Here is a 25,799-nt window from a genome sequence, read left to right as displayed (position 1 = left end):
CTCTCGCACTGGCCCTGCTTCTGGCGGCATGCGGCACCCGCCCGCCACTGCCGCCGGAGTGCCAGGGCCCGCTCACCCCCATCAACCCGTCCTCGGCGACTTCTGGGGCACCTCATGAACCGGGACCCCGCGCTTGAGAAGTACCTCAAGGAGGCCCGGAGCTGGGAGCTCGACCGCGCTCGCCACGCGGAGCGCTCGGCCAGGATCGCCTGGACAGTCGCGGGCATCTCAGGCGCAACCGCGCTTCTAGCTGTTGCTGCCGTCACCGGGCTCACGCCTCTGAAGCAGCCCGTTCCCGTGGTCATCCGCGTGGACAGCAGCAGCGGCATCGTGGACGTCGTCCCGACCTATCAGGGCACTGCCGACATCGAGCAGGTGGTCACCCGCAACCTGCTACAGAACTACGTCATCGCCAGGGAACGCTACTTCTACGGCACCGCGGAGGCCGACTACGAACTGGTCGCCTCACAGAACTCCCCACACCTGAACCAGGAGTGGGCAACCCTCTGGGCCACCAACAATCCGCTGTCGCCCCTGAACGTCTACAAGGATGGAACCGCCATCCGAACGCAGGTACGCTCCGTCACCTTCCTCAAGCTCGACAGCGGCAAGGACAAGCTGGCCCAGGTGCGTTTCACCCGCTACACCCGCGCGGGCGGCACCGGCGACGAGCAGGCGAGCCACTGGGTCTCGACCATCGAGTTCGCCTACGTCCAGCCCTCCAGGGACGACAAGTGGCGCTCGCTCAACCCGCTGGGCTTTCGCGTCGTCGAGTACCGGCGCGAACCCGAGGTCGCGGCCGCAGGCGTGGCGGCGACGCCCCCCATCAAGCCGGAGCCGCGATGAGGGCATGTGCCGCGCTTTCCCGTTGGATGCCCGCTGCGGTGCTGGCGTGCAGCCTCGGCCTGACCGCCCCGTCCGGTGTCGCCGCCACGCTCCCGCCGGCCGGCAAGGTGGACGCCCGCGTACGCACGGTCGCCTACAACCCCGACGACGTCCTCGTGCTGCACGGCTACGTGGGCTACCAGATCCACCTGCAGTTCGCCGAGGGCGAGGAATTCGTCAACCTGGGTTCCGGCGACAACGCCGCCTTCGACGTGGGCGCCGAGCGCAACCACTTCTTCATCAAGCCCAAGGAAGCCCGTGCGTCGACCAACCTCACGGTCCTGACCAACCGCCGGGCCTACCACTTCGACTACGTGGTGTCGGCCAGCGCCCCCTCCGGCGCCGCCGCGCGGCGCATGGTCTATTCGATCCGCTTCACCTATCCCGAGGACGAAGCCCGAGCCCTGGCGGCCGAGGCCGAGCGCCGCCGCACGGACGCACGCATGAACCAGGCCTCCGACAGGCCGCGCAACATGAACTACTGGTTCTGCGGCAGTGAGTCGCTCAAGCCCATGAGCGCCTACGACGACGGCGTGCAGACGCGCCTGCGCTTCCAGGCCCGCTCCGAGTTTCCGGCGATGTTCGTGCAGAACGACGACGGATCGGAGTCGCTGCTGAACTTCAATGTCGAGGACGACGAAGTCGTGATCCATCGGGTCGCGCGCCGCTTCGTGATGCGCCGCGGCCAGTTGGTCGGTTGCGTCGTCAATCGGTCCTTCGCCGGCGGCGGCGCGCGCTCGGCCACGAACACCAACGTGCCTGGCGTGCAGCGATCCACCGCGGGAGGCGAACCATGAGTTGGCTGGGTCGTGAGCATGGGCCACGCGATGCGGATGACACCGCCGAGCAGGACCCGCACGGTGGAAACGAAGCTATCGAGGGCCCTGCCGATCGCCGTGTGGACGCCGACACCGGGGAAATCCTTCCGGTGCGCAGCACCACGCGGCCGGATCCCGGCGGCCTTGGCAGAAGTAGCGAGCGCGGCGATGCTGGCGCCGCCACGGTGCAGGGTGAGCGGACCATTCCCTCGGTCAACCGCGAGCGCTCCATCCAGTCGCGCATCAGCGGCGGCCTGGCGCTGGCCACCATCATCCTGCTGGGCGGGGGCTTTCTGTTCTGGTACTACAACACCCAGTACAGCAAGACGCGCGATGCCGAGGAGTCGGCGCGCAGGGCCGCAGCAGCACGCGCCGGCGGCGAGATGAAGGTCCCGCCCCTGGGCCGCATCGACCCGCCCAGGGCGCCCATCGACGCGGCGCCCGTCTCCAGCGGCAGTCCCGCCCCTGCCCCACCGCTGCCCTTGGCCAATCCCGGCGGCCCACCCCAGAAGACGCCCGAGCAACTGGCACTGGAACGACAGCTCGGCGCACCGGTGCTTCGCAAGGCCCAGTCACTCACCGGCGGCGGCTCGTATGCAGCCGCCGGCGCAGTGCCCGGGCCATCCGGCCCCGCAGGCCAGCCTGTCATGCCCAACGTCGCCCAACTGGTCAGTGCCATGCAGAGCCCCAACGGCGCCGCGGGTCCGATGGGCAGCAGCCTGGCCGCGAACCTCAGGCCCACCCCGACACCCGCCGTCATGGCCCAGGCGCTCCCCACCCGGCGCCTCCTGCTGCCCAAGGGCGCCTTCATCGACTGCACGCTGGAGACGGCGATCGACTCGACCTACGAGGGCATGACCACCTGCATCGGCGCGAGCGACATCTACGGCGCCGACGGCAAGGTCGTCCTCCTGGAGCGCGGCACCAAGTACGTGGGCGAGCAGCGCGGATCGCCTCGGCAGGGTCAGGGCCGCGTTTTCGTGGTCTGGAACGAGGCGCGCACCCCCACGGGCGTCGTCGTGCAGCTGGCCTCTCCCGGCACGGATGAACTCGGGCGCAATGGCCTGCCCGGCTTCATCGACACCCACTTCTGGGCGCGCTTCGGTGCGGCGCTCCTGATCTCGGTAGTGGACGGCACCATGGCGGCCATTGCCGCCAATCAGCAAAGCGGCACCAACGTCGGCGGCGGCGGCGCCGTCGTGTTCGGCCCGCAGGGCAGTCGCGACGTGATTGCCGAGGTGCTGCGCAACACGGTCAACATTTCTCCGACCGTCATCAAGAACCAGGGCGAGCGCATCCAGATCCTGGTGGCACGCGACGTGGACTTCAGGAGCGTCTATGCGCTTCGAACCGAACCGGCAACCCCTTGACCGCGAAGACGGCGCGACGGGTGCGGCTGGACCGGCGCCCGCGCCAGCGTCTCGGCCCGCGGACGAGGCCCCGTCCTCCCTTGCGCTCTTCCTTGGGCCAATGGCCCGGCTGCTGCAGGATCCCGAGGTCACCGAGATCTGCATCAACGAGCCCGGCACGGCCTTCGTCGAGCGCCAGTCGGGCTGGACGCGCGAGGAACTGCCCTTCGCGTCGTACGACTGGTGCGTCTCCATTGCCAAGCTGGTGGCGAACTTCACCCGCCAGCGCATCTCGGCCAGCGAGCCGCTGCTGTCGGCCACGCTGCCCGGCGGCGAGCGCATCCAGATCGTCCTGCCACCGGCGACGCTCGATCGCACCGTCTCCATCACGATCCGGCGGCCGTCCAATGCCCTGTGGACCCTGGAAGAACTGGACGGCATGGGCATCTTCGGGCCCACGCGCAGCATTCCCGACATCGCTTCGCGACAAGCGCAGACGGAACACCTCTCGCCAGAGGGCCGAGAGCTGACGACCCTGCTGGCACGACGGCAATTCGTCCAGTTCCTGCGCCGAGCCGTGCACCTGCGCAAGAACATCCTCTTCTCCGGGGCCACGGGTTCCGGCAAGACCACGGTCAGCAAGGCGCTGATCCTGGAGGTGCCGCCGGAGGATCGGCTGATCACCATCGAGGACGTGAAGGAGCTGTCGCTGCGCAACCAGCCCAACCACGTGCGCCTCTTCTATTCCCAGGGCGCGCAGGGCCAAGCCGAGGTCACGCCTGGTCAGCTGCTCGCGAGCGCCAAGCGGCAGCGCCCGGATCGCGTCTTCGTCTCCGAGTTGCGCACCGGCGAGGAGGTCTACGACTACCTGGTGTCCGTCAACACCGGCCACCCCGGATCCATCACCAGCGTGCATGCCAACAGCGCCGAGATGGCCTTCGTGGCGCTGGCCCAGCTGATGAAGCGCAGCCAGGCTGGCCAGGGCATGAGCACCCGCGAGGGGGTGGAACTGGCCCAGATGAGCGTGGACGTCGTCGTTCAATGCGCGCGCGACCGCAGCACCACCGGCAGCCCGCGCGTCGTGCGGGAGATCTGGTATGACCCTGGCACCAAGCGCAGAGGGCTTTCCTAGCCCGTTCAAGATCGCCGTGGCGCTGCTGGTGGCAGCGCTGGTCGGCCTGTACGTGGCCGGCTACGCCTTTCTGATGGCGATGAAGCTGCCGCCACAGAACGCGTCGCTGCTGACCATCCACCACTATTGGCGGGCCTACGGCGAGCGCCCGGACGTGCGCCGTACCTTGCTGACGACCCTCGTCGGCGCGCAGGGCCTGTGCCTCGGCCTGGTGGGCTTTGCAATGCTGCCGCGCCGGCGACTGCTGCACGGCGAGGCGCGCTTCGCCAGCCGCCGAGAGATCGAGCAGGCCGGCCTGCTCGAGGAGCACGGGATCATCCTCGGGCGCCTCGGCCGGCGCTACCTGGTGCTGCCCGGCCAGCAAGGCGTGGAACTCGAAGCGCCACCGCGCAGCGGCAAGGGCGTCGGGGTCGTCGTGCCGAACCTGCTGAATTGGCCCGGCTCGACGATCGTGAGCGACATCAAGGGTGAGAACTTCATCCGAACCTCCGGGTACCGGGCGGCGCATGGCCAGGAGGTTCATCTCTTCGATCCGCTGTCGGAGAAGGAATGCTCCGCCCGCTGGAACCCGCTCGGCTACGTGGCGGAAGAGCCCTACCGCTGCATCGACGACCTGCAGCGCATCGCCACGATGCTCTTTCCCGACCCGCTGGCGGGCGATCCCTTCTGGACGTCGTCGGCGCGATCCTTGTTCCTGGGCATCGCCCTGTACCTCTTCGAAGCACCCGGTGCCACACGCACGCTCGGGGAGGTGCTGCGCCAGGGCATGGCCAGCGATGCCGAGGGATTCCAGAAGCACTGGAAGCGCGTCATCGACGCCTGCGAGCGCTCGGGCTATCCCCTGTCTCAGGAGGCGGTGCAAAGCCTCTACGACGTCATCGACCTGGCGCCCACGACCGCCTCGAGCATCCGCAAGACCTTCACGAGCCGCCTTGACCTGTGGCTCAACCCCATGATCGACGCGGCGACCTCGGCCAACGATTTCGACCTGCGCGACCTGCGAAAGCGCCCGATCTCCATCTACGTGCAGATCAACCCGGACAACATTGCGCGGCTGCAGCCCCTGCTGAACCTGTTCTTCCAGCAGGCGATCGGCCTGCAGACGCGCGAGCTGCCGGAGAACAACCCGGCGCTCAAGCACCAGTTGCTGCTCATGCTGGACGAGTTCCCCGCGCTCGGGCGCATCCCCGTGATCGCCGAATCCACCGCCTTCCTGCCCGGCTACAACGTGCGCACGGTCATCATCGTCCAGTCCAATTCGCAGCTGGTAGAGAAGTACGGCGTCGAGGGGGCGAAGTCCGTCCGCAAGATGCTCGCGGCGCGCATCGTCTTTCCGCCCAAGGAGTACGAGGACGCCGAGGCCATCTCGCGCGAGCTGGGCACCTACACGGTGCGCCAGAAGAACATCAGTCGGCCCCTGTGGGGCGGCACCGGAAAGAGCGGAACCGTGAGCATCAGCGAGCAGCCCCGTCGCCTGCTGTTGCCGCAGGAGGTCAAGGAGCTGGGCCCCGAGCGAATGATCCTCTTCTGCGAAGGCCTACGCCCCGTGCTCGCGCACCGCATCCGCTACTTCAAGGACAAGTCCTTCGCGCGGCGCGAGATGGCGCCGCCGGCCGTGCCGAGGCTGGATGTACAGGGTGCCAGCCGTGCCGCCGCCACGGCGCCGGCCACCGGCGCGGACGACGCGCCCACCGATGCGTCGAGTGCCATCACCCATCTCCCCCCGGCGGGCGGCGGACAGGTGCTGTCGAAGGAGGATGCACCCGTGGCCAACGACGTGTTGAGCGACGCGCTGAAGCTGGACGATTTCTCGTTCGACTTCGACGACGTCGAGATTCCCACCGAGCAACTGAGCGACGAGGACATCAAGCGCCACGCCGACGAGTTCGTATCGCGGCTGCTCGATTGACTCCCTTGCGAAACCGAGAAAGGAGCCGACATGGCGAATCCATCCATGCACGAGCAGACGGGCAGCGGCAGTCCTGGCGCAGGGCCTGGCGAGTTCGCCGGTTCGGTCCAGGGCGACGCGCCGCAAATCGGCCGCGCGCATCCCCGTGTCCCGGATGCCATCAAATGCCGCTACCTCCAGGTCGATGACCGCTACTTCTTCCCGGATCGCACGCTCGCCTTCATCGACGACGGCAGCCGCATCCGCGTGCGCACGGACAACCGCGAGGTCATGCACAGTGTCATCGCCATCGCCGAGGCCAGGGGCTGGCGGGTGATCGAGCTGCGCGGCACCGAAGCCTTCCGCCAGGGTATGTGGAGCGAGGCGGCGCTGCGGGGGATCGAGGCGCGGGGCTATTCGCCGACCGAAGCCGAGGTCCGCCAGGCCGAGCGCACGCGGACCCGGAATCAGCCCGTCGAAGCTTCGGAGGACCGCGACGGCGCAAGGGAACCGCGCTCCCTGCGCGATGGCCCGCGCCCACCGATCCACGGCGTGCTGGTCGCCGCCGCCGCGGCGCCGTACCAGTTCCACCCCGAGCAGCGCATGTCCTTCTACGTGATGGTGCGCACCGAGGTCGGCGACCGCACGATCTGGGGCGCCGACCTGGAACGGGCGCTGGCCGAGTCGGCGTCGCAGCCGCGCATCGGGGACCCGATCGTGCTCACGCAGCACGGCACCCGCCCTGTCAGTCTGCGCGTGCCGGCACGCAACGAGGCGGGCGAGCTGATCGGCGAGCGCAAGATCGTCGCCCAGCGCGCCCGCTGGAGCATCGAGACGCCCGAGCACATGCGCGACCTGCGGCGCCAGGCGCGCCTGCTGCGCACCGGCCAGATCCTGGCCGAGGCTTCCCTCGACACCTCTGCGACCCTGTCTACCGCGGCCGCAGGCCTGAAGCTGGCCGAGCAGTACGCCCAGCGTGTGACGGTGGACGGGCCTTCGCAGGAACGGCTCGTGGAGGCCATCCGCGACCGCATGGCCGCTACCGTCGAACAGGGCCACACCCTCCACCTTCCCGAGCGCAAGATGCGGCCGAGCCAACGACAGGTCCCCCAGCGCGCAGGCCGTAGCCGCGACGAGCCGATCCATGAACGCACCTAGACCACAGGAACGCTGGGTGCTTCGTTTCCACCGCGCCGCCCGGTCTCATGGCCTTGCCTTCTTCGCGTGCATCCTGCTGACCGGGCCGTCATTGCGCGGCCTCGCGGCCCATGCCGAGATGGCAGGCGTCACCAAGCAGCCGTTGCGCGCGGTGGCGCAGGGGCCCATCGCATCCGTCGGCGCGACGGATGCCGCCGCGCCGGTGCCCTCCGCTCCCATTTACTCGGCAGCCTTCACGCCCGGCCACGCCCTGCGCCTCGTGCTGGACACGATCCGGGGCGCGAAGGCCACGCTGCTGGTGGCCGCCTACTCCTTCACGAGCAAGCCGGTGGCCGCGGCGTGCAGGTCTTCGTGGTGGTGGACGCCGGCGAGGCGGCCAAGAGGTATTCGGCCGCGCGATTTCTCGCCAATGAACGGGTGCCGGTCAGAGTCAACGCCCGCTACGCACTGCAGCACAACAAGTTCATCGTCGTGGATGGCGCTGTGGTGCAGACCGGCAGTTTCAACTACACCGCCTCGGCTGCCGGGCACAACGCCGAGAACGTCCTCGTGGTGGGCAATGCGCCGGACCTGGCCGCCCGGTACGGCCGCGAGTGGCGGCGGCTCTGGGACGAGGGCACGGAATTGCCTCCCGGCTATTGAAGCCACGGCGGGTACACCCGCGCAGGCATCCTTCATCCCATGCCGCAAACTTCATCGACGAGGGCGCTTCCTGGCACGCCCGGTCGCCTCGCATGGACCGTTTCGGACGGCTCGCTGGAGGCGCTCAAATGGGTGGCCCTGGCTCTGATGGCCGGCGACCACGTCAACAAGTACCTGCTGCACGAATCCAGCACGACGCTCTATGCCCTCGGGCGCATGGTGATGCCGGTCTTCGGCTTCGTCCTGATGTTCAACCTGGCCCGCCCCGGCGCCCTGCAGGGCGGTCTGCACCGGCGGGTAATGAAACGGCTGGCCATCTTCGGCGCCCTGGCGATGCCCGCCTTTGCCTGGCTGGTGGGATGGTTGCCGCTGAACATCCTCTTCACGCTCTTCGTCGCCACCCTGGTCGTCTACCTGCTCGAGCGCGGCGGCAAGGGATATCGGCTCCTGGCTGTCATGGCGTTCGTCATCGGCGGGGCGCTGGTGGAGTTCTGGTGGCCGGCGCTGCTGTGCTGCCTGGGCGCATGGGCCTTCGTGCGCCAGCCCACGGCCGGCCGCTTCACGCTGTGGGCGCTCGGCACGGCCTCCCTGGCCATCATCAATGGCAACTTCGCCGCGCTGGTCGCCCTGGCGCTGATCTGGGGGGCCACGCAGGTGGACATCCCGCTGCGCCGCAGCCGCTGGGTCTTCTACGCCTTCTACCCGGCCCACCTCACAGCGTTGGCTCTCTTCCTGGCGACGCGCTAGCCTGCGTCTGCCGCGGCGCCGCACGCAGGCCGGCCTTGCAGGTCGACTCCAGGCGGCCTCGCTGTGTCAAACCTCTCCCGATGCCGGCCGCCCCAACATGACGCCCTGCTATAACTCACGCTCACATGGACAGCACCCAACTGCGCATCCGCATCGACCGCGCCATTGCCGAGAAGGCGCACAAGATGGCCAGGTCGCTCGGCATGGAGTTGCCCGACGTGGTCCGCATGATGCTCACCGAGGCGGTGCGCATCGGCGACTTCTCGATCGAGCGCGGCGAGCAGCGGCCCACGGACCAGGCCGCCCGGCCCTTCTACGAATACGACGAGCGGCAGTGGAACTCGATGAAGACCGTGCTGGACGCCGAACTGGCGCTCGCGCTGGTCAACCAGTACATCGCCTCCCACACGCTCCAGATCGAGGCGGCGGCTGAACGGGTCGAGCCTAATGCACGTCGGATCCAGCAGCTGACCCAGGAGCGCGACGAGGCTCGCAAGGTCCTCGCCACGCTGGACCCGGCCGATGCCGGCGCCGTCCGAGCGATCCTGCAGCGGTTCGGACCCCAGCCGGATCGGGAGGGACAGAACACCGGGGATCGCAAGGAAGGGGACGCACCGTGACGCGCACCCCGGAACCCGGGCCTGCCTCCGCCCCCGACGCGCCCACGCCCTCCGAGCGCGAGTTGCGGCGCCTGTACGAGCGATGCGTCGCACCGGACCTTCTGGTCGGTGCGCAGACTGTGGAGCACCCTGTGGCCATGATCATCGCCGGACAACCCGGCGCGGGACTCACTTACGCGTCGGTCATGCTGCGTCAGCAACTGATGCAGACCGTGGCCACCGCCGCCCACGTGTCCCTGAACCGCCTGCGTGCGTACCACCCGCTGTGGGCGGCCGGCGGCGACGTGGCCCCGACGGCCGCTGCCCGGGTGACCGCCCATTGCCAAGCCTGGTTCGACCGCTTCGTCTCGGACGTCCAGACAAGGCGCCTCAACTTGGTCGCCGAGGTCGAGACCACGGACATCGAGGCCGTGCCGAGGCTCGCGGCGGACCTGCGACGCGGCGGCTACATCGTCCAGGCGGTGGTCGTGGGCACCGCCCGCGAAGAAAGCCGCCTGGCCATGCTGGCACGCTACGAGATGCGCCGCCGCGCGGGGCTCGGCGCCGAAGCGCCTTCGATCCAGGCCCATGAACTGGCCTTCAGCAATGTGGGCAGCTTCCTGCACCGCCTGGAGCACGAGCGCATGGTCGATGGCCTGCGGGTGATCACATGCAGCGGCACCCAACTGTACGAGAGCCGGGTGATCGACGGCGTGCTCAACCGTGTCCCCCGGGCCGCCGAGACATTGCGGATCCATCTGGACCGCGCACCGGATGCCAGGGAACTGGTCCAGCACGCGATGCGCTGGGAAACGCTGGTGCAGCGCCTGACCAGCGACCCGACGGTTCCGCGCGACATCGCCGGGCGCACGGTCATCTGGCGCAACGAAGCCGCCGCTCGCTGCGAGCGGGATCCCGACGCGAGACAGATGCTGCAGTGGGCGCGCGAGGCCGGGGCCTTCCGGGTGATGAACCGCTTCGAGTTCGAGAAGGAGTTCCCGCACCTGGCGCGTGCCGTCGCCGCGCTGGGCGAGGCGGTTCTCGAATCCGAACGCTTCCCGCCCAGGGAGGCCGCCCGGCTGCTGGCCCATGCGCGCGAGAACATCGCGCAGCGCATCGAGCGCGGGGACATGGCGCGCATCATCGCGCGCCAGAAGGCGATGGAAATGAAGGCGCAAGGAAAGGCAAGAGCCCAACCGGACAGAGAGCCAGCGGCGAAGGAACCGCCGTCCGAGGAGCCTCCCACTCGGTAGTCCGCCTAGAGGGTCCACAGTGTGACGCTGGCCGCAGCGCTGCCGGCCATCCAGGGCAACAGCGTCCGCTTCAAGGCATGTATGGTGTCCGCTGAGCGGCGGCAGTGCGCCCAATTACTACCGCCGATCGATGCTGTCCGACGAATTCCGGCTTGCAGCGTTAGCGGTCCTTCAACCCGGTGGATGCGAATGACCGGAACCTCTCGCTCTGCGGTCACTTCCGTCGGCCGGCCTGTTGACCGTGCTGGACACGAACAGCCCCGATCTACTGTCCTGTACAAGCTTCTAGCCGGTGGCTGCCTGACGGTGAACGCCTTATTGGAAAGCGAACTCGTCTTCGGGTCGAGGTGAAACGACCAGCCCGGGTTGTAGTCGGCAGCGCGGGCAACGACGGTTCCCTGCACGTGCTCCGTAGTGGTTCGGCTCCGGTGCGAGACTCGAGGATCTGATTGCCAACGATCGTCGCACTTGCTCGCTTTCGCCAGACTTGCTTTCGGATTTCGCTGGTGGCAAATACCACTTCTCCTTCGGGACGACCTTGGGCTTGCCCGATTCGCCTCGCGCAAAGTGTCGGCCAGCATCAGTGCATACGCCAGGCGCCATGCTCGTCCACCTACGTGGCATCCGTGGCTTCTCATATTGCTTGCCGGCCTGGGCGCGCGATAGGCTTTGGTCTAGGCGGTCGCCTGCGGGCGCAGACACTTTGCCCCAGTGCTCGGCGCGACTGTCAGCCTCAAATCCGAGAGGGGTGCAAATGAACGTCTATTGGCTCGCCACATCACTAGTGGTTGCGCTTGTCACGCTGGCGCCTGCCGGGATCGCCAATGCCCAAAGTGCAACGACGCCCACTGCGATCGAGATCGATCGCGACGTCGACGCTGCGATCAAGAGGCTGCACGCGATGCCGGCGGCAAAGACTTTGGCGGCCAAGGCGCACGCCGTGCTCGTGTTCCCGCAGATTGTGAAGGGTGGGCTGGTGGTGGGCGCTCAGTACGGCAAGGGGGCACTGCGAAAGGATGGCAAGACCCTGGCCTACTACGAAACGGTCTCCGCAACCTATGGGCTGCAGGCGGGCGTGCAGAAGTTCGGCTACGCGCTTGTCTTCATGAATCGAGGGGCGCTCGCGTATCTCGATCGCAGTGACGGCTGGGAGGTCGGCGTCGGCCCCAGCGTGGTCGTCGTCGATGCTGCCCTGGCCAGGTCGATCACCACCACCACGCTCAAGGACGACGTTTATGCGTTCGTCTTCGATCAGAGCGGGCTGATGGCTGGCCTCGGTCTCCAGGGATCCAAGATCACGAAGATTGATCCCTGAGACCCTGGCTGCTAGGGTGGCGGTGGCGCGCTCGCCAAGGACATCTAGTCAACCGTAATGCCCGAAGCCTTGATGATCGGCGCCCAGCGTGTGGTGTCCGCCGCCATGATCGAAGCAAATTCCTCGGGCGACGTACCGGTTGGTTCGAGCCCGAGCTTGGCGAGCTTGTCCCTGACCGCGGGGGTTCGCAGCTTGTTGGCAACTGCCATCGCCAACTGGTCGACCACCGGCTTCGCTGTTCCCGCCGGCGCATACAAACCAGTCCAGCCAACGCTTTCGACCTTCGGAAAGCCCTGCTCCTTGAACGTCAGGACCGCCGGCAGCACAGGCGAGCGCTCGGGGCCTGTCGTTGCAATGATGCGGACTTTCCCGGCACGGTGCAGTTCGATCAGGTCGGACAGCGCGCTGATGGCGCAGGGCACCTGGCCGCCCATCAGTTCGGTAGTGAGCGAGGCGGCGCCCCGGTAGGGGACGTGAGGCATCTCGACGCCGGTCTCCCGGCCGACCAGCGTTCCCAAATAATGCGGCACGCTACCCGCCCCGGGCGTTCCGTAGTTTGCCTGTCCCGGATTCGCCTGCGCCCAGGCAATGAACTCCGGGACCGTCCGCGCCGGATGAGTCGGGCTGACCGCGAATGCGTACTGGAACTTCGCGATCTGCGAAACCGGAGCGAAGTCCTTCGTCGGATCGTAGCTGAGCCGCTTGAGCACCATGGGCGCCAACACGGTCACTGCGATCGGCGCCACCAGGAATGTGGTGCCGTCCGGCGCAGCGTTCTTCAGCGCTTCGGCGGCAATGCGCCCTGTCGCGCCGGCCTTGTTCTCGACGATGGTCGGCTGAGCCAAGGCCTCCGCGACGCTGTCGGCAATCAGGCGTGCCGCAATGTCGGATGTGCCGCCGGGGGGGACGGCGACGAGGATCCTGATCGGACCCTTGGCCGGCCTTTCCGATTGCGCGTGCAAGGGCCCGACCGCGGCAAGGGTGCCCAGCAGCAAGCAGTGGATTGTTCGGATGCAGCGCACACTAGAATGAATCGCTCCGCGATGGGGCAAAGGATATCAGCTGTCCGGCTTAAGCACCCGAATGAGTGAACCCGAAGCCCCCGCCGCTGCCGCGTCCGACGCGCCGCCCATTCAGGAGTTGCCTGGGTTCGAGCGCTTGCTCGCCGACTTGTCGGCAGGATTCATCAACCTTCCCACGAGTCGCATCGATGCCGCGATCTCGGATGCGCTGCGGCGCATCGTCGGGCTGCTCGACGTCGATCGTGCGAACCTCATCGGCTTTGAGTCGGAGACGGGCGCGGCGCAGGTCACCCATTCATGGAGTGTGCCAGGCGTGCGCGCAGTGGTGCCGCGCTCCGTCCTGGAGGACTTTCCCTGGGTGATGCGGCGCCTGCAGTCCGGACGTCCAGTGGTGTTCTCACAGCTTGACGAATTGCCGCCCGAGGCGGCCGCCGACGCCGCGTCCTTCCGGCGCGTCGGAGCGAAGTCAAGCCTGACCATGCCCATGGCCGTGGGAGGCCGGATTGTCGGCGCAATCGCGCTCGGTTGCCTCAGGCACGAGCGCGCGTGGCCGCAGGACGTCTTCGCGCGGGCCCAAACCTTGGCGGACGTCTTCGCCAACGCTCTTGCACACAAAAGCGCGCGGGAACGGCTCGAAGAAGGAACTGCACGGCTCGACGCGATCGTGTGCTCCGCGATGGACGCCATCATTGCCGTCGATGGGGACCACAGAGTGGTTCTTTTCAACGCGGCAGCGGAAAGGATGTTCGGGTACCCGGCGTCGCGTGCCATCGGCGCCCCGCTGGACCACTTCATTCCAGATCGCTTCCGCTCAAGGCATGGTACGTACGTCGCGCACTTCGTTCAGACTGGGGAAACGTCGCGGCGGATGGGCATGCAAACCGCGCTTTCTGCCCTTCGGGCAGACGGCACGGAGTTCCCCATCGAGGCGTCGATCTCGCGCGCTACGATCGCCGGTCAGCCGCTGCTGACAGTGATTCTGCGCGACATCACGGAGCGGGAGAGCGCAGCTCGCGAGATCGACCAGGCCTTGCGCTTCGAACAGCTGCTGACCAACCTCTCGGCTGGCCTGCTGCGCGCCCCGGTCGTCGACCTTGAACGTGTGGTACCCGAAGCGCTGCGTGCCATCGGGGAGTTTCTGGGCGTTGATAGGGTTGTTCTGTGGCGCTTCGCCGAGGGCGAAGACAGCCTCATGCTGATGCACTGGTGGGCAGGCGCCGAGGCGCCGGAGCCACCGGCACTTGTGTCCCAGGCGGACTTTCCGTGGCTGAGCGAGCGCCTGTTGCGCGGCGAGATCGTCCAACTCGCCAGCCTCGACGAATGGCCGACAGAAGCTGCCGCCGAGCGGAGCGTCTCGGAACGCCTCGGCCTGCAATCGCTGCTGTCGGTGCCCCTTCGGGTCGACGGTAGCGTGGCCGCAGTTCTTTCGCTCGCCGTCCTCGGCAGCGGGCGGTCGTGGTCCGAGGCACTGATTCCTCGCATTAGGTTGATTGGTGAGACTTTGGCGAACCTGCTGGAGCGGGACCGCAAGAGCAGAGATCTCGTGGCGGCGCAAACCGAGGCGGCCCAGTTTCGCGAGCGATTGGCACACCTGGTACGCGTCCACACGATGGGCGAAATGTCAGCAGCCCTTGCTCACGAGTTGAACCAACCGCTGGTGGCCATCGAGAACTACGCGCTCGCCGCCCGGCAGCGGATAGCGGATGCCGCGACGGATCCGCGAAAGATCGACGAACTGCTGATCAAGGTCGTGGCGCAGGCGACCCGGGCGGGTGATGTGGTGAAGCGTCTGCGCGCCATGGTCAAAAAGCATGGCATCGAGGCCAAGGAAGTTGACCTCGAAGGCGCGATCCGAGAATGCGTCGAGATGGTGAAGGTGGACTGCGAGCTGCGCAGCGTTCGCCTTGACCTCGACCTCTCCGGCCAGCTGCCCACCGTCGTCGCCGACGAAATCCAGATCCAGCAGGTGCTTCTCAATCTCTTGCGCAACGCGCTCGATGCCATGGAGGCCCCTTGCCCGCATGGTGATCGGGTACTTCGCATCGGAACAGCGGTCACCGCACCGGAGGAAATCACGGTGTGCGTGGCGGATCGCGGCGTTGGCATTGCCGACAGTGATCTGGACAGTGTGTTCGAACCCTTCTTCTCGACCAAGTCGACTGGCCTCGGGATCGGTCTGTCGATCAGTCGCAAGATCATCGAGGCCCACGGAGGGACACTGCGTGCGCAAGCCAACCCAGGTGGCGGGGCGGTGTTCCGGTTCACACTTCCGGTTGCCACAAAAAGGGACTGAAGCAGATGGGCGAACAGACGGTATTCATCATCGACGACGACGAGGCGGTGTGCGATTCGATCCAGGAGCTCGTCAGCTCCGTCAAGCTTCCTGCCGAGACGTTTCACTCGGCTCAGGCGTTTCTTGATGGGTTCGACGCCACAAGGGCGGGATGTCTCGTCCTGGACGTCCGGATGGCGCACATGAGCGGGCTCGCCCTGCAGGCGAAGCTCGCCGAGCTCGGCGCCGAGATTCCGATCGTCTTCATCAGCGGCCATGGCGACATCACGACCGCCGTCACAGCCGTCAAAGCCGGTGCGGTGGACTTCGTGCAAAAGCCCTACCAAGCACAGCAGCTCCTCGACGCCATCAACGAGGCATTGCGGCGCGACGCAGCGAAGAGCGCAGCGAAGAGTGATCGAGGTGACTTTGCAGCGCGCCTCGCAGCGCTCACCGAGCGCGAGCGCGACGTGATGGCGCTTTCGATGAAGGGGATGTCCAGCAAGCTGATCGCCCAACAGCTGGGGATCAGCCACCGCACGGTGGAACTCCATCGCAGCCGCGTCCTCGAGAAGTTCGGTGCGGCCTCGATGGCCGAGCTGATCAGTCTGAGCCAGGACCGACAGGCCTGAGCGCAGGCCGCCCGCCGCACGGGCCCCACGTACGTGACATATGTGGTTGCTCGCATTGTGCGAGCCCCCTTGTTGCGCGCATCGTCTCCTCAAGGGCGTTCTGGATGCGTGCAACCGTTGTGTGTGTACCGGCGCGCATCGTTTGGTGCCCCATCTGGGCGAAATGCGATGGGAACAACTGTGTATGTCATCGATCCGGATTCCGAGGAATGCAAGTGGATTGAGTCGGTGCTCGCGCGCAGCGTGGACGCGGTCGTTTTTCTGGACAACGTCGACCCACTGCTTGCCGAACCACCGACCGGCGGGGCGGCCTGCCTCATCGCATCGGTGGAGCCCGCTGAGCAGGGCGCGTTGGGGATCTTGCTCAGATTGAGACACAAGGGTGTGGGGCTGCCAATGATTGCCATCGGATCGCATACGGCATTCAGGACGGCTGTCGACATCGCGCGCATGGAGGCGACCGACTTTCTGGAGCGCCCGATCAGTGACCGGGAGCTGCGGGCGGCGGTACGCCGTGCGTGCAAAGGCGGTAACAACGGCTCGTTGACTAGAGGAGTTTGATGATGCGTATGACTGATTTTCGCCGGTGCGCAGCGCGGCTGACCACGGCCCTCGCGCTTGTGCTGGCTTCGGCCACCCTGCCGCAGCTGGCCTTCGGGCAACCCGCGGGCATTGACCCTCAGGCCGAGAAGGCGCTGGAGGCTTCCATGGCCTTCCTCGGCCGCCAGAAGCAATTCAGCGCGGACACGCGCAGCACGATCGAGGTGGTCCTCACCTCGGGACAGAAGGTCCAGTTCGACAGCGCGGTGACCTTCGCCGTGCAGCGCCCGAACAAGCTCTATGCCAAGCGCGTGGGCGACTTGATCGACCAGGCTTTCTACTACGACGGCAAGTCCCTGATGCTGCACAACCCCAGCCAGCGCTACTACGCCGCCGTCGCCGCGCCGGGCACGCTCGAGGAGATGCTCGACTTCGCACGCGAGAAGCTGGACATCGTCGCCCCCGGCGGCGACTTTCTCTACAGGAACGCGTTCGAGATCCTGATGAAGGACGTGACCGACGGCTTCGTGGTAGGCAGGGGAATTGTCGAGGGCGCGCTTTGCAACCATCTCGCCTTCCGGTCTCCTCATGTCGACTGGCAGATCTGGATCCAGGAGGGCAGGCAGCCCCTGCCGCGCAAGATCGTGATTACCACGCGCGACATTGTCAATGCGCCGCAATTTTCGGTCGTCATCACCCGCTGGAACCTCGCACCGACGTTCAACGAAGGCCTGTTCACCTTCAAGCCGCCGAAGGATGCAAAGAAGGTTGATTTCCTGCCGCTCTAGCCAGCGGAACAGCCAACCAATGGAAGCATGGAGGACTGCGATGAATAGACACATGAAGGCGTGCGCGCTTGCCGCTGTTGCGACGCTGCTGCTGTTCGGGGCGGAATACTCGCCAGACGCGCCGCTTGGGCTGACGCTCGGACAGGATGCCATGGCAATCGTCGGCGCACCGCTGACCCCCGTCTCGGTCGCCGGCGTGGCGCGGCGGACGACGCGCCGCGTTGTGGCGGTGGAGGCCACCACCGCCGCCACGGCCGGTGCGCAACAGCAGCAGGCGGCCGCACAGAAGCAGCAGCAGACTGCGCAGCAGCAGCAGGCCGTGGCGCAGCAGCAGGCCGCGACTGCCGACCAACAGGCCGCCGTGGCCAAGCAGCAACAGGCGGTCGCCCATCAGCAGGCCGCGGCGGCGGCGCCCGGCCACACCATGACCGCGTTGCCCCCCGGCTGCGCACCGACGTCGAAAGGAGGCGTTGAGTACCAGAAGTGCGGCAACACGTACTACCGCGCCGGGTTTCAGGCCAACAACCTCGTCTATGTGGCGGTGCAACCATGAACGCGCCCTCGTGGGTCGGCCGGCGAGTCGCAGCTGAGCCGACGAAAACCAATGCGAACAGGTGAGCAATCGTGCTGGCGGTCGTTTCGCTGGCCATGACTTTGCCCGACGCGCTGCACGCGCGCGACCCGGGAATCAACCAGCCGGGGGCTCTGGGCAATCCCAGGATGGATCCCGGGCTGAACCAGCCCGGAGCGGCCGGTAATGTGGGCGTCGGCAAGCCGGGGGTCGGTGTCGGGGCACCGGGGGTCGGCGCCGCACCCGGGGTCGGTGTCGGGGCACCGGGGGTCGGTGCCAAACCCGGGATCGGCGTCGGTGCACCGGGTGTCGGTGCGGTGGATCCTGGCATCAACCAGCCTGGCGCGGTTGGAAACACAGGCACCGCCCGGCGTTCAGTGCGCAGGTGATCGCCTCATTCGCTGTTGACCATTAACGGCCCATGGCCAGCCATCGTGAGGAAGTCTCGAGAATGAAGAAACGAAGCGTGCTTGCCGGGGCATTGACCGGATTGGTGTTGATCGTTCCATCGCTGGCCCGCGCACAGCAGGCGCCGGTCGAGGGCTGGGCCTTCTCGCTGACGCCTTATCTTTGGCTGCCCGCGGTCAAGGGAACGCTCAACTACGGCGTCCCGCCCGGAGCCGCCGGTCGCCCGAGCGTCGGCGTTGACGCCGACGACTATTTGTCGAACCTCGATTTCGCGCTGATGCTCGCCGGCGAGGCGCGCAAGGACCGCTGGACCATCTTCACCGATGTGGTCGCGCTCGATTTCTCCGGAGAGGACAGCTCGGTCAAGTCGGTCAACTTCGGCGGGTCGGTCGTCGGCACCACGCTGAACTCGGGCAGCAGCACGTCGATCAAGGGACTGCTCTGGACGCTGGCTGGCGGCTACGCGGCGGTGCAATCGCCGGAAGGCAACCTGGATGTCTTCGGCGGCTTTCGCTACTTCGGCCTGAAGGCCTCGACCGATTGGCAGCTGAGTGCCACGGTGGCCGGGCCGCAAGGCGGGGCGCAGACATTTCCGCGCACCGGCAGCATCTCGCAGAAGGAAGATCTGTTGGACGCGATCGTGGGCGTGCGCGGACGGGTCAGGCTCGGCACGACACCCTGGTCGCTCCCCTACTACCTCGACGTAGGCACCGGCTCGTCCAACTTGACCTGGCAAGGGCTGCTCGGCGTGGCCTACACGTTCAAGTGGGGCGACGCGGTGCTCGCATATCGCTACCTTTCCGTCGACCAGGGCAGCGGCAAGCTCGTGCAGGACCTCAGCTTCGGCGGTCTTGCCCTCGGCGCGACGTTCCGATTCTGACCTGCGCCAAGCACCTGCGGAGCAAGATCATGCGAAGAAAAATCGTCCTGCCCGTGGCCCTCGGCGTAGTCGCCGCGGTGGTGGTCGCGGCATTCATCGTGCCGATCACCATCGGCGGCGACAGCGGGCCGGCGGCGCCCGGCTCGGCCCATCACCGCGAATCGCTGCAATCGAAGGCCGTCCCGCCGATCCCTCCGCAGTTTGCCGGCGAGATCAAGCCGGTGGTCAAGGACTCGAAGGTATGGTGGCCGCCAACGATCGTTCCGCCAAAGCGCGCGCCGAACGTGCTGCTCATCATGACCGACGATGTCGGCTTTGGCGCCCCGAGCACCTTCGGTGGCGTGATCCCGACACCGACGCTCGACCGGATCGCACAGACTGGGCTGCGCTACACGCGATTTCACACCACGGCGCTGTGCTCGCCGACGCGCGCTGCCCTCCTCACCGGCCGCAACCACCACTCGGCAGGCTTCGGCACGATCTCGGAGATGTCCACGGGCTTCCCGGGCTACGACAGCATCATCGGCCGGGACACGGCGACGATAGGCCGAATGCTCGTGGAGAACGGCTATGCCACTTCGTGGTTCGGCAAGAACCACAACACGCCCGCGTTCCAGGCGAGCCAGGCCGGCCCCTTCAACCAGTGGCCGATCGGCATGGGCTTCGACTATTTCTATGGCTTCGTCGGCGGCGACACGAGCCAGTGGCAGCCCAACCTCTTTCGCGGCACGGACCCGATCCATCCCCATGTGGGCAAGCCGGGGTGGAATTTGACCACCGCGATGGCCGACGACGCGATCGCGCACATCAAGCGCTTGAACGAGACCGTTCCCGACAAGGCCTTCTTCGTCCACTACGCACCGGGAGGCACGCACGCACCTCACCATGCCACGCCCGAATGGATCGAGAAGTTCAAGGGCAAGTTCTCGATGGGCTGGAACAGCTTGCGCGAGCAGATCTTCGCCAACCAGAAGAAGCTCGGCGTGATCCCGCAGGACGCGGTGCTCACAGCGTGGCCTGACGAGTTGAAGAAGTGGGACGCACTCAGCGCTGACGAGAAGAAGCTCTTCGAGCGCCAGGTCGAGGTCTATGCGGCCTACCTGGCCTACACCGACCACGAGATCGGCCGCGTGATTGAAGCCATCGAGCGCATGGGTCAGCTCGACAACACGCTCGTCATCTATGTCAGCGGCGACAACGGCTCGAGCCCCGAGGGTTCGCCGGTCGGCACCCCGAACGAGGTGGCGCAGTTCAACAGCGTCGAGGTGCCAGTCGCCGAACAACTCAAGCGCTACTACGACAGCTGGGGATCGGAGCGCACCTACAACCATATGGCGGTCGGCTGGACCTGGGCCTTCTCGACGCCATACAGATGGACCAAGCAGGTCGCCTCGCATTTCGGCGGAACGCGTAATGGCGTGGCGATCTCGTGGCCGGCCCGAATCAAGGACGCAGGCGGCATCCGCAACCAGTTCCATCACGTCATCGACATCGTGCCCACGATCCTCGAGGCGGCCGGTATCACTGCCCCGGACGCCGTGGACGGCATACGGCAAAAGCCGATCGAGGGCGTGAGCATGGCCTACAGCTGGGACAAGGCCAACGCCAACGCGCCCTCGGCGCGCAAGACGCAGTACTTCGAGATGTTCGGCAACCGTGGCATCTACCACGAGGGCTGGTACGCGAACACGCGCCCCATCAGCCCGCCCTGGGCACTCGGCGCCACGCCGCCCTCAGACGTGATGAACGCCTACCAGTGGGAACTGTACGACCTCGGCAAGGACTGGACGCAGTCGAACGACCTCGCCGCGTCCAATCCGGCCAAGCTGAAGGAGCTGAAGGAGCTCTTCCTGATGGAAGCCGCCAGGTACCAGGTCTTCCCGCTCGACAACACCCTTGCCTCGCGCATGGTGGTGCCTCGGCCGAGCGCAACGGCGGGAAGAAGCGACTTCACCTACCGGCGTCCGCTGACCGGCATCCCGATGGGCAGCGCACCCCAGCTACTCGGAACTTCGTACCGCATGCGCGCGGAGGTGGAGGTGCCGCAAGGTGGAGGTGAAGGCGTGATTGCCACGCAAGGCGGACGCTTCGGCGGCTGGGGCCTCTACCTCCTGAAAGGAAAGCCGGTCTACACATGGAACCTGCTCGATCTCGAACGCGTGCGCTGGGAAGGCGCCGAAGCGCTCTCCGCCGGCAAGCACGTGCTCGAGTTCGAGTTCCAGTACGACGGCCGGGGCTTCGCCACGCTTGCGCAGAACGACACGAGCGGCATCGGCAGGAGCGGCACCGGCGTACTCAAGGTCGATGGCAAGCTCGTGGCGAGCCGCAAGATGGAGCGAACGATCCCGATCACGCTCCAGTGGGACGAGACCTTCGACATCGGCTCCGATACCGGCACGCCCGTGGACGACCGCGACTATCAGGTGCCATTCAGCTTCAACGGCCGGCTGGCGAAGGTCACGCTCACGCTCGACCGGCCCCAGCTCGCGCCCGCGGATGAGCAGGGTATGAAAATCGCCAAGCAGGGCCGGGAGTGACATCCATGAAGAAAAGCCAAATCATTCTGACCGCGATCCTCACCGGCGTCGCCGCTGCGGTCGTTCACGTCTCGGTCAACGCGCAGGCGGGTAGCGTGAAGGCCGGCTCGCCAGCGTACTCCGCGCCAGTGACATCGAGTGCGTTGCCGGCGCCGGCGCAGAAGTTCGGCGGGGTGATCAACAAGACCGCCGCCAACTCGACGCCGTGGTGGCCGCCGCGTACGGTGCCGCCTAAGGGCGCACCCAATGTGCTGCTCATCCTGCTCGACGATGCCGGCTACGCGGCCGAAAGCACATTCGGCGGAACGATCCCGACGCCGACGATGGACAAGCTCGCCGCGCGTGGCCTGCGCTACACGCATTTCCACTCGGCTGCGTTGTGCTCGCCGACCCGCGCCGCGCTCATCACCGGCAGGAACCCCCATTCGGTGCACTTCGGCATCGTCGCCGAGGGGGCGACTGGCTTTCCCGGCTACGACTCGATCATCAAGAAGGACACCGCGACGATCGGCACCATCCTGCGGGACAACGGCTACGGGACATCCTGGTTTGGTAAGAACCACAACGTCGCAGGCTGGATGCACACCCAGGCCGGCCCTTTCGACCAGTGGCCGGTGGGCATGGGGTTCGAGTACTTCTACGGCTTCCTGGGCGGCGACTCCAATCAGTGGCAGCCCAACCTCACCCGCAACACGACGACGATCGCTCCCTACGAAGGCAAGCCGGGCTGGAACCTCATCACCGCGATGGCGGATGAGGCGATCGACTACATGCATCGCCTGGACACCGTCGCGCCGGACAAGCCCTTCCTTGTCTACTACGCGCCCGGCGCCACGCATGCGCCGCACCATCCCACCAAGGAATGGGTCGAGAAGTTCAAGGGCAAGTTCGACCACGGCTACGAAGTCGAGCGCGAACGCATCTTTGCCAACCAGAAGCGCCTGGGCGTCATTGCGCAGAATGCAAAGCTGACGGCCTGGCCGGACAGCGTGCCGAGGTGGAACTCCTTCAGCAAGGACGAGCAGAAGATGCTGGCGCGCCAGGCCGAGGTCTACGCCGGCTACATGGCCTACTCCGATCACGAGATCGGCCGCGTGATCCAGGCCGTCGAGGACATGGGCAAGCTCGACAACACGCTGGTCATCTACATCGGCGGCGACAACGGCGCCAGCCCCGAAGGCACGACGCAGGGCACGCCCAACGAGTTCGCCACCTTCAATGGTGTCGTGGTCTCGCTGAAGGACCAGATGAAGCACTACGACGACTGGGGCTCGGACAAGACCTTTCCGCACTACGCGGTCGGCTGGGCGTGGGCATTCGGCACGCCCTTCAAGTGGACGAAGCAGGTCGCCTCGCACTTCGGCGGCACCCGGCAGGGCATGGTGATCTCGTGGCCGGAACGGATTAAGGACATGGGCGGCATCCGCAATCAGTTTCATCACGTCATCGACATCGTGCCGACGATCCTCGAGGCGGCCGGAATCAAGGCGCCGGCCACTGTCGATGGCGTGCCGCAGCGGCCGATCGAAGGCGTGAGCATGGCCTACACCTTCGACAAGGCCAACGCGAGCGCGCCGTCGGCGCGCAAGACGCAGTACTTCGAGATGCTGGCGATGCGCGGTATCTACCACGAGGGCTGGATGGCTTCGACCACGCCACCGGTGCTGCCGTGGGCGGCGTTCGAGAGCCTGCCGCAGGACCCACCCAAGGACATCCTGAACGGCTACAAATGGGAGCTGTACAAGCTGGACGATGATCCCACGCAGGCCGAGGACGTCGCTGCCAAGTACCCGGACAAGCTCGCGCAAATGCAGAAGACCTTCATGTCGGAGGCGATGAAATACAACGTGCTGCCGCTGGACAACCGCACGCTTCCGCGCTTCATCCTGCCCAAGCCCAGCGCGACGGGTGGCCGCAATGTCTTCACCTACAGCGGTGAGCTCGCGAACACGCCCAAGGGCGGTGCGCCGAGCTTTCTCGACCGCTCCTTCACGATCACCGCAGAGGTCGAGATTCCGCAAGGCGGCGCAGAGGGAATCCTGGTTACCGACGGCGGGCGCTTCGGCGGGGTGGGCTTCTATCTGCTCAAGGGCAAGCCGGTGTTCGTCTACAACTACGTCGACACGGAGCGCTTCCGCTGGGAAGCCAAGGACGCGCTCGCGCCGGGCAAGCACACGCTCGTGTTCGACTTCGAGTACGACGGCATCGGCTTCGGGCTTGGCGGCCGCGGAACGCTGAAGGTGGACGGCCAGGTGATCGATTCGAAGAAGATCCCGAAAACGCTGCCGTTCATGTTCCCGGAGGATGAGACTTTCGATGTCGGCATCGACACGCGCACGCCGATCGACGACCGAGACTACCAGGTGCCATTCCGCTTCACGGGCAAGCTCGTCAAGCTCACGGTCGAGCAGAAGCCGATCAAGGGCACGATCGCCCAGATCCTCGACTTCAAGTGGAAGACACGAGACTAATTGAACTAGGGACCCCATGAACTCAGTGTTCAGATCCTGGCGCTGCATCAAGGCAGTGTTCGCAGGCGCGGTCAGTCTGGCCGCGGCACTCTCTCTCAGTAGCTGTGGAAAGGCCGAGGAAGGAATCTCCTATGTCCGTGCGATGGAGTCATACGTTTATGGCTTCCCGCTGGTGATGATGGGAGTGACGAAGGATGTGATGACGGCGGCGTCGAAATCCGGCGAATACAAGGCGCCAATCAACCAGTTCGCTCACCTGCGCACTTACGTAAGCCCGGATTTCAAGGACGTGGTGCGGATCAGTGTGAACTCACTGTGGTCGCACGGCTTCCTGGATCTCGACAAGGAGCCTATGGTTGTTTCCGTGCCCGACACCAAGGAGCGATACATCGTCGTGCAAGCGCTGAACATGTGGACCGACGATTTCCTCTCCGCTGGTACGCGCACCCCCGAAGCCAAGTTCGGTAACTTCATGATCGTTGGTCCCAATTGGAACGGTGCCGCCCCCGCGGGCGTCAAGCAGACCTTCCGCAGTTCCACTCGCCATGCGTGGGTCCTGGTGCAGATGTCAGCCGCAAGTCCCAAGGACTTCCCGCAAATCCATGCCCTGCAGGACCAGTTGAAGATCACCCCGCTCAGCGCTTGGGGAAAGCCGTACACGCCGCCCGCCACGGTCCCAGTCGATCCCGCCGCGGACGCCACGGCGACGCCCTACGACCAGGTGCGCTTGATGACCGGCGAGATGTTCTTCGGGCGACTGGCGACATTGCTGAAGGAAAACCCTCCCTATCCCGCTGACACGGACGCGATCGAGAAGCTCAAGAAGCTCGGCATCGAGCCCGGCAAGGATTTCGACCCCACCAAGCTTGATCCGAATGTACTGAAAGGGATCAACAAGGCGCCTCTCGAAGTCTGGAAGAAGCTGGCGGAAGGCCCCTATGACGCGAAGGGCGAGAATGGTTGGATCACGATGCTCAATCTTGGCAGGTACGGCACGGACTACACAACGCGCGCGCTCATTGCCTGGCTGGGACTTGGCGCGCTGACGTCCGACGACGCTACCTACCCATGCGCCTTCATGGACGGCGACGGAAACGTGCTGGACGGCGCCGGCAAGTACGTCATGCATTTCGACAAGGGCGGGCTTCCTCCCTCAGGAAGCGGGGTCTGGTCCATTTCGCCGTATCGGGAGAACTTCTACGTGCGCAACGCCACCGAGCGTTACGGGATCCTTTCGTCGATGCCTCTCATGTACAACCCCGACGGATCGCTAGATGTCTACATCCAAGCCAAGTCCCCGGGGGCGGACAAAGAGGCCAACTGGCTGCCCAGTCCGCCGAGCGGCCCCTTTAACTTGACCGTCCGCATCTACCAACCGAAGAAAGAGGCCCTGGACGGCACCTACAAGATTCCGGCGGTCAAAAAGGTGCAATGACGCCGGTTGTTCCGGTCAATGTACACCTGCACGCAGCGTTCGAGAGAACCGAACCATGAACACCTCATTGCTCAGCGGGCGAAACGTGCTGCTGTTCTCCCTCGTTGCGGAGGGCGCTACGGCGCTCGCGCTAGTGCTTGCGCCCGGGTTGGTCGCGCAGTTGATCTTTGGCTCGGCCGTTGAGGAGGCGGGCGTTGCGTACGGCCGCCTGCTCGGGGTGAGCTTGCTCGCGCTGGTGATCGCCTGCTGGCCGGGCGCAGATGCGGTCTCGCGCCCGGCCCTGCACGCGGTGGTCGTCTACAACCTCTTGGCGGCCGTCTATTTGGGCTTGTTGGGGGGCGCCCAGCACTACGCCGGACTCCTGCTTTGGCCTGCCGTTGTCGAGCATGCGCTGGTGGCGCTGCTGCTGGCCACGCGCGTGTACGGCGCGCGACCAGAGACGGTCGGGCGTTAGCCT

Annotated in this window: 23 protein-coding genes; 21 read left to right on the top strand and 2 right to left on the bottom strand. The window is 66.2% G+C overall.

The window, feature by feature from the left end; all coding sequences use genetic code 11:
* Nucleotides 1–114: 114 nt before the first annotated feature.
* From ACIPRI_RS20035 to ACIPRI_RS19990, 10 genes are all read left to right on the top strand, one after another.
* Nucleotides 115–846 carry a virB8 family protein gene (locus tag ACIPRI_RS20035; RefSeq protein WP_446623228.1) on the top strand — a complete coding sequence of 244 codons (732 nt, stop codon included), beginning with the start codon at nt 115–117 and terminating at the stop codon, nt 844–846.
* Nucleotides 843–1,682 (top strand): P-type conjugative transfer protein VirB9, encoded by an 840-nt coding sequence (gene virB9, locus ACIPRI_RS20030; protein WP_446623227.1) that lies wholly within the window; start codon nt 843–845, stop codon nt 1,680–1,682. Before ACIPRI_RS20035 ends, virB9 begins: the two co-directional genes overlap by 4 nt.
* The gene (gene virB10, locus ACIPRI_RS20025) at nt 1,679–3,073 is read left to right on the top strand and encodes a type IV secretion system protein VirB10 (RefSeq protein WP_446623226.1); all 1,395 of its coding nucleotides are present in this window, start codon (nt 1,679–1,681) and stop codon (nt 3,071–3,073) included. The genes virB9 and virB10 overlap by 4 nt, the downstream gene beginning before the upstream one ends.
* 100 nt (nt 3,074–3,173) lie before the next feature.
* Nucleotides 3,174–4,184, top strand: a complete 1,011-nt coding sequence (virB11, locus tag ACIPRI_RS20020) for a P-type DNA transfer ATPase VirB11 (RefSeq protein ID WP_446623225.1) — start codon at nt 3,174–3,176, stop codon at nt 4,182–4,184.
* Nucleotides 4,150–6,093, top strand: a complete 1,944-nt coding sequence (locus ACIPRI_RS20015; RefSeq protein WP_446623224.1) for a type IV secretory system conjugative DNA transfer family protein — start codon at nt 4,150–4,152, stop codon at nt 6,091–6,093. The genes virB11 and ACIPRI_RS20015 overlap by 35 nt, the downstream gene beginning before the upstream one ends.
* A 30-nt stretch (nt 6,094–6,123) precedes the next feature.
* Nucleotides 6,124–7,230, top strand: a complete 1,107-nt coding sequence (locus ACIPRI_RS20010; RefSeq protein ID WP_446623223.1) for an LPD7 domain-containing protein — start codon at nt 6,124–6,126, stop codon at nt 7,228–7,230.
* A 339-nt stretch (nt 7,231–7,569) separates the two neighbouring features.
* Nucleotides 7,570–7,872 (top strand): phospholipase D-like domain-containing protein, encoded by a 303-nt coding sequence (locus tag ACIPRI_RS20005; protein WP_446623222.1) that lies wholly within the window; start codon nt 7,570–7,572, stop codon nt 7,870–7,872.
* Between the two features lie 39 nt (nt 7,873–7,911).
* Nucleotides 7,912–8,619, top strand: coding sequence for a TraX family protein (locus ACIPRI_RS20000; RefSeq protein WP_446623221.1), 708 nt, complete (start codon nt 7,912–7,914; stop codon nt 8,617–8,619).
* A 125-nt stretch (nt 8,620–8,744) separates the two neighbouring features.
* Complete coding sequence (locus ACIPRI_RS19995) at nt 8,745–9,239, top strand: hypothetical protein (RefSeq protein ID WP_446623220.1); 495 nt, start codon at nt 8,745–8,747, stop codon at nt 9,237–9,239.
* Nucleotides 9,236–10,471 (top strand): zeta toxin family protein, encoded by a 1,236-nt coding sequence (locus ACIPRI_RS19990; RefSeq protein WP_446623219.1) that lies wholly within the window; start codon nt 9,236–9,238, stop codon nt 10,469–10,471. Before ACIPRI_RS19995 ends, ACIPRI_RS19990 begins: the two co-directional genes overlap by 4 nt.
* 5 nt (nt 10,472–10,476) lie before the next feature.
* Here the strand turns inward: ACIPRI_RS19990 and ACIPRI_RS19985 are convergent, their stop codons facing one another.
* The gene (locus ACIPRI_RS19985) at nt 10,477–11,052 is read right to left on the bottom strand and encodes a BP74-related protein (RefSeq protein WP_446623218.1); all 576 of its coding nucleotides are present in this window, start codon (nt 11,050–11,052) and stop codon (nt 10,477–10,479) included.
* Between the two features lie 173 nt (nt 11,053–11,225).
* Here ACIPRI_RS19985 and ACIPRI_RS19980 point away from each other — a divergent pair, with 173 nt between their 5' ends.
* Nucleotides 11,226–11,786 carry a lipid-binding SYLF domain-containing protein gene (locus ACIPRI_RS19980; protein ID WP_446623217.1) on the top strand — a complete coding sequence of 187 codons (561 nt, stop codon included), beginning with the start codon at nt 11,226–11,228 and terminating at the stop codon, nt 11,784–11,786.
* Between the two features lie 44 nt (nt 11,787–11,830).
* Here ACIPRI_RS19980 and ACIPRI_RS19975 read toward each other — a convergent pair whose 3' ends face one another.
* On the bottom strand, nt 11,831–12,781 hold the full coding sequence (locus ACIPRI_RS19975; RefSeq protein WP_446623216.1) for a Bug family tripartite tricarboxylate transporter substrate binding protein: 951 nt from the start codon (nt 12,779–12,781) through the stop codon (nt 11,831–11,833).
* A gap of 88 nt (nt 12,782–12,869) precedes the next feature.
* Between ACIPRI_RS19975 and ACIPRI_RS19970 the strand changes: the two genes are divergently transcribed.
* From ACIPRI_RS19970 to ACIPRI_RS19925, 10 genes are all read left to right on the top strand, one after another.
* Nucleotides 12,870–15,101 carry an ATP-binding protein gene (locus ACIPRI_RS19970; RefSeq protein WP_446623215.1) on the top strand — a complete coding sequence of 744 codons (2,232 nt, stop codon included), beginning with the start codon at nt 12,870–12,872 and terminating at the stop codon, nt 15,099–15,101.
* A gap of 5 nt (nt 15,102–15,106) precedes the next feature.
* The gene (locus ACIPRI_RS19965; protein ID WP_446623214.1) at nt 15,107–15,712 is read left to right on the top strand and encodes a response regulator transcription factor; all 606 of its coding nucleotides are present in this window, start codon (nt 15,107–15,109) and stop codon (nt 15,710–15,712) included.
* 180 nt (nt 15,713–15,892) lie between these two features.
* Entirely contained in the window at nt 15,893–16,273 is a 381-nt protein-coding gene (locus ACIPRI_RS19960) for a hypothetical protein (RefSeq protein WP_446623213.1), read from the top strand.
* A complete protein-coding gene (locus ACIPRI_RS19955; protein ID WP_446623212.1) occupies nt 16,273–17,040 on the top strand; it encodes a DUF2092 domain-containing protein in 768 nt (255 codons plus the stop codon). The genes ACIPRI_RS19960 and ACIPRI_RS19955 overlap by 1 nt, the downstream gene beginning before the upstream one ends.
* A gap of 40 nt (nt 17,041–17,080) precedes the next feature.
* Nucleotides 17,081–17,593, top strand: a complete 513-nt coding sequence (locus ACIPRI_RS19950; protein WP_446623211.1) for a hypothetical protein — start codon at nt 17,081–17,083, stop codon at nt 17,591–17,593.
* Nucleotides 17,594–18,062: 469 nt separating this feature from the next.
* Entirely contained in the window at nt 18,063–18,899 is an 837-nt protein-coding gene (locus tag ACIPRI_RS19945; protein WP_446623210.1) for a hypothetical protein, read from the top strand.
* Between the two features lie 29 nt (nt 18,900–18,928).
* Nucleotides 18,929–21,436 (top strand): arylsulfatase, encoded by a 2,508-nt coding sequence (locus tag ACIPRI_RS19940; RefSeq protein WP_446623209.1) that lies wholly within the window; start codon nt 18,929–18,931, stop codon nt 21,434–21,436.
* Between the two features lie 5 nt (nt 21,437–21,441).
* Nucleotides 21,442–23,907, top strand: a complete 2,466-nt coding sequence (locus tag ACIPRI_RS19935; RefSeq protein ID WP_446623208.1) for an arylsulfatase — start codon at nt 21,442–21,444, stop codon at nt 23,905–23,907.
* A 16-nt stretch (nt 23,908–23,923) separates the two neighbouring features.
* Nucleotides 23,924–25,342, top strand: a complete 1,419-nt coding sequence (locus tag ACIPRI_RS19930; protein ID WP_446623207.1) for a DUF1254 domain-containing protein — start codon at nt 23,924–23,926, stop codon at nt 25,340–25,342.
* 55 nt (nt 25,343–25,397) lie between these two features.
* Complete coding sequence (locus ACIPRI_RS19925; RefSeq protein WP_446623206.1) at nt 25,398–25,796, top strand: hypothetical protein; 399 nt, start codon at nt 25,398–25,400, stop codon at nt 25,794–25,796.
* Nucleotides 25,797–25,799: the final 3 nt, after the last annotated feature.

This window comes from Variovorax sp. LARHSF232, assembly GCF_052871435.1.
The sequence above is the reverse complement of the archived record's forward strand: the minus strand, read 5'-3'. Positions and strand labels throughout refer to the sequence as shown.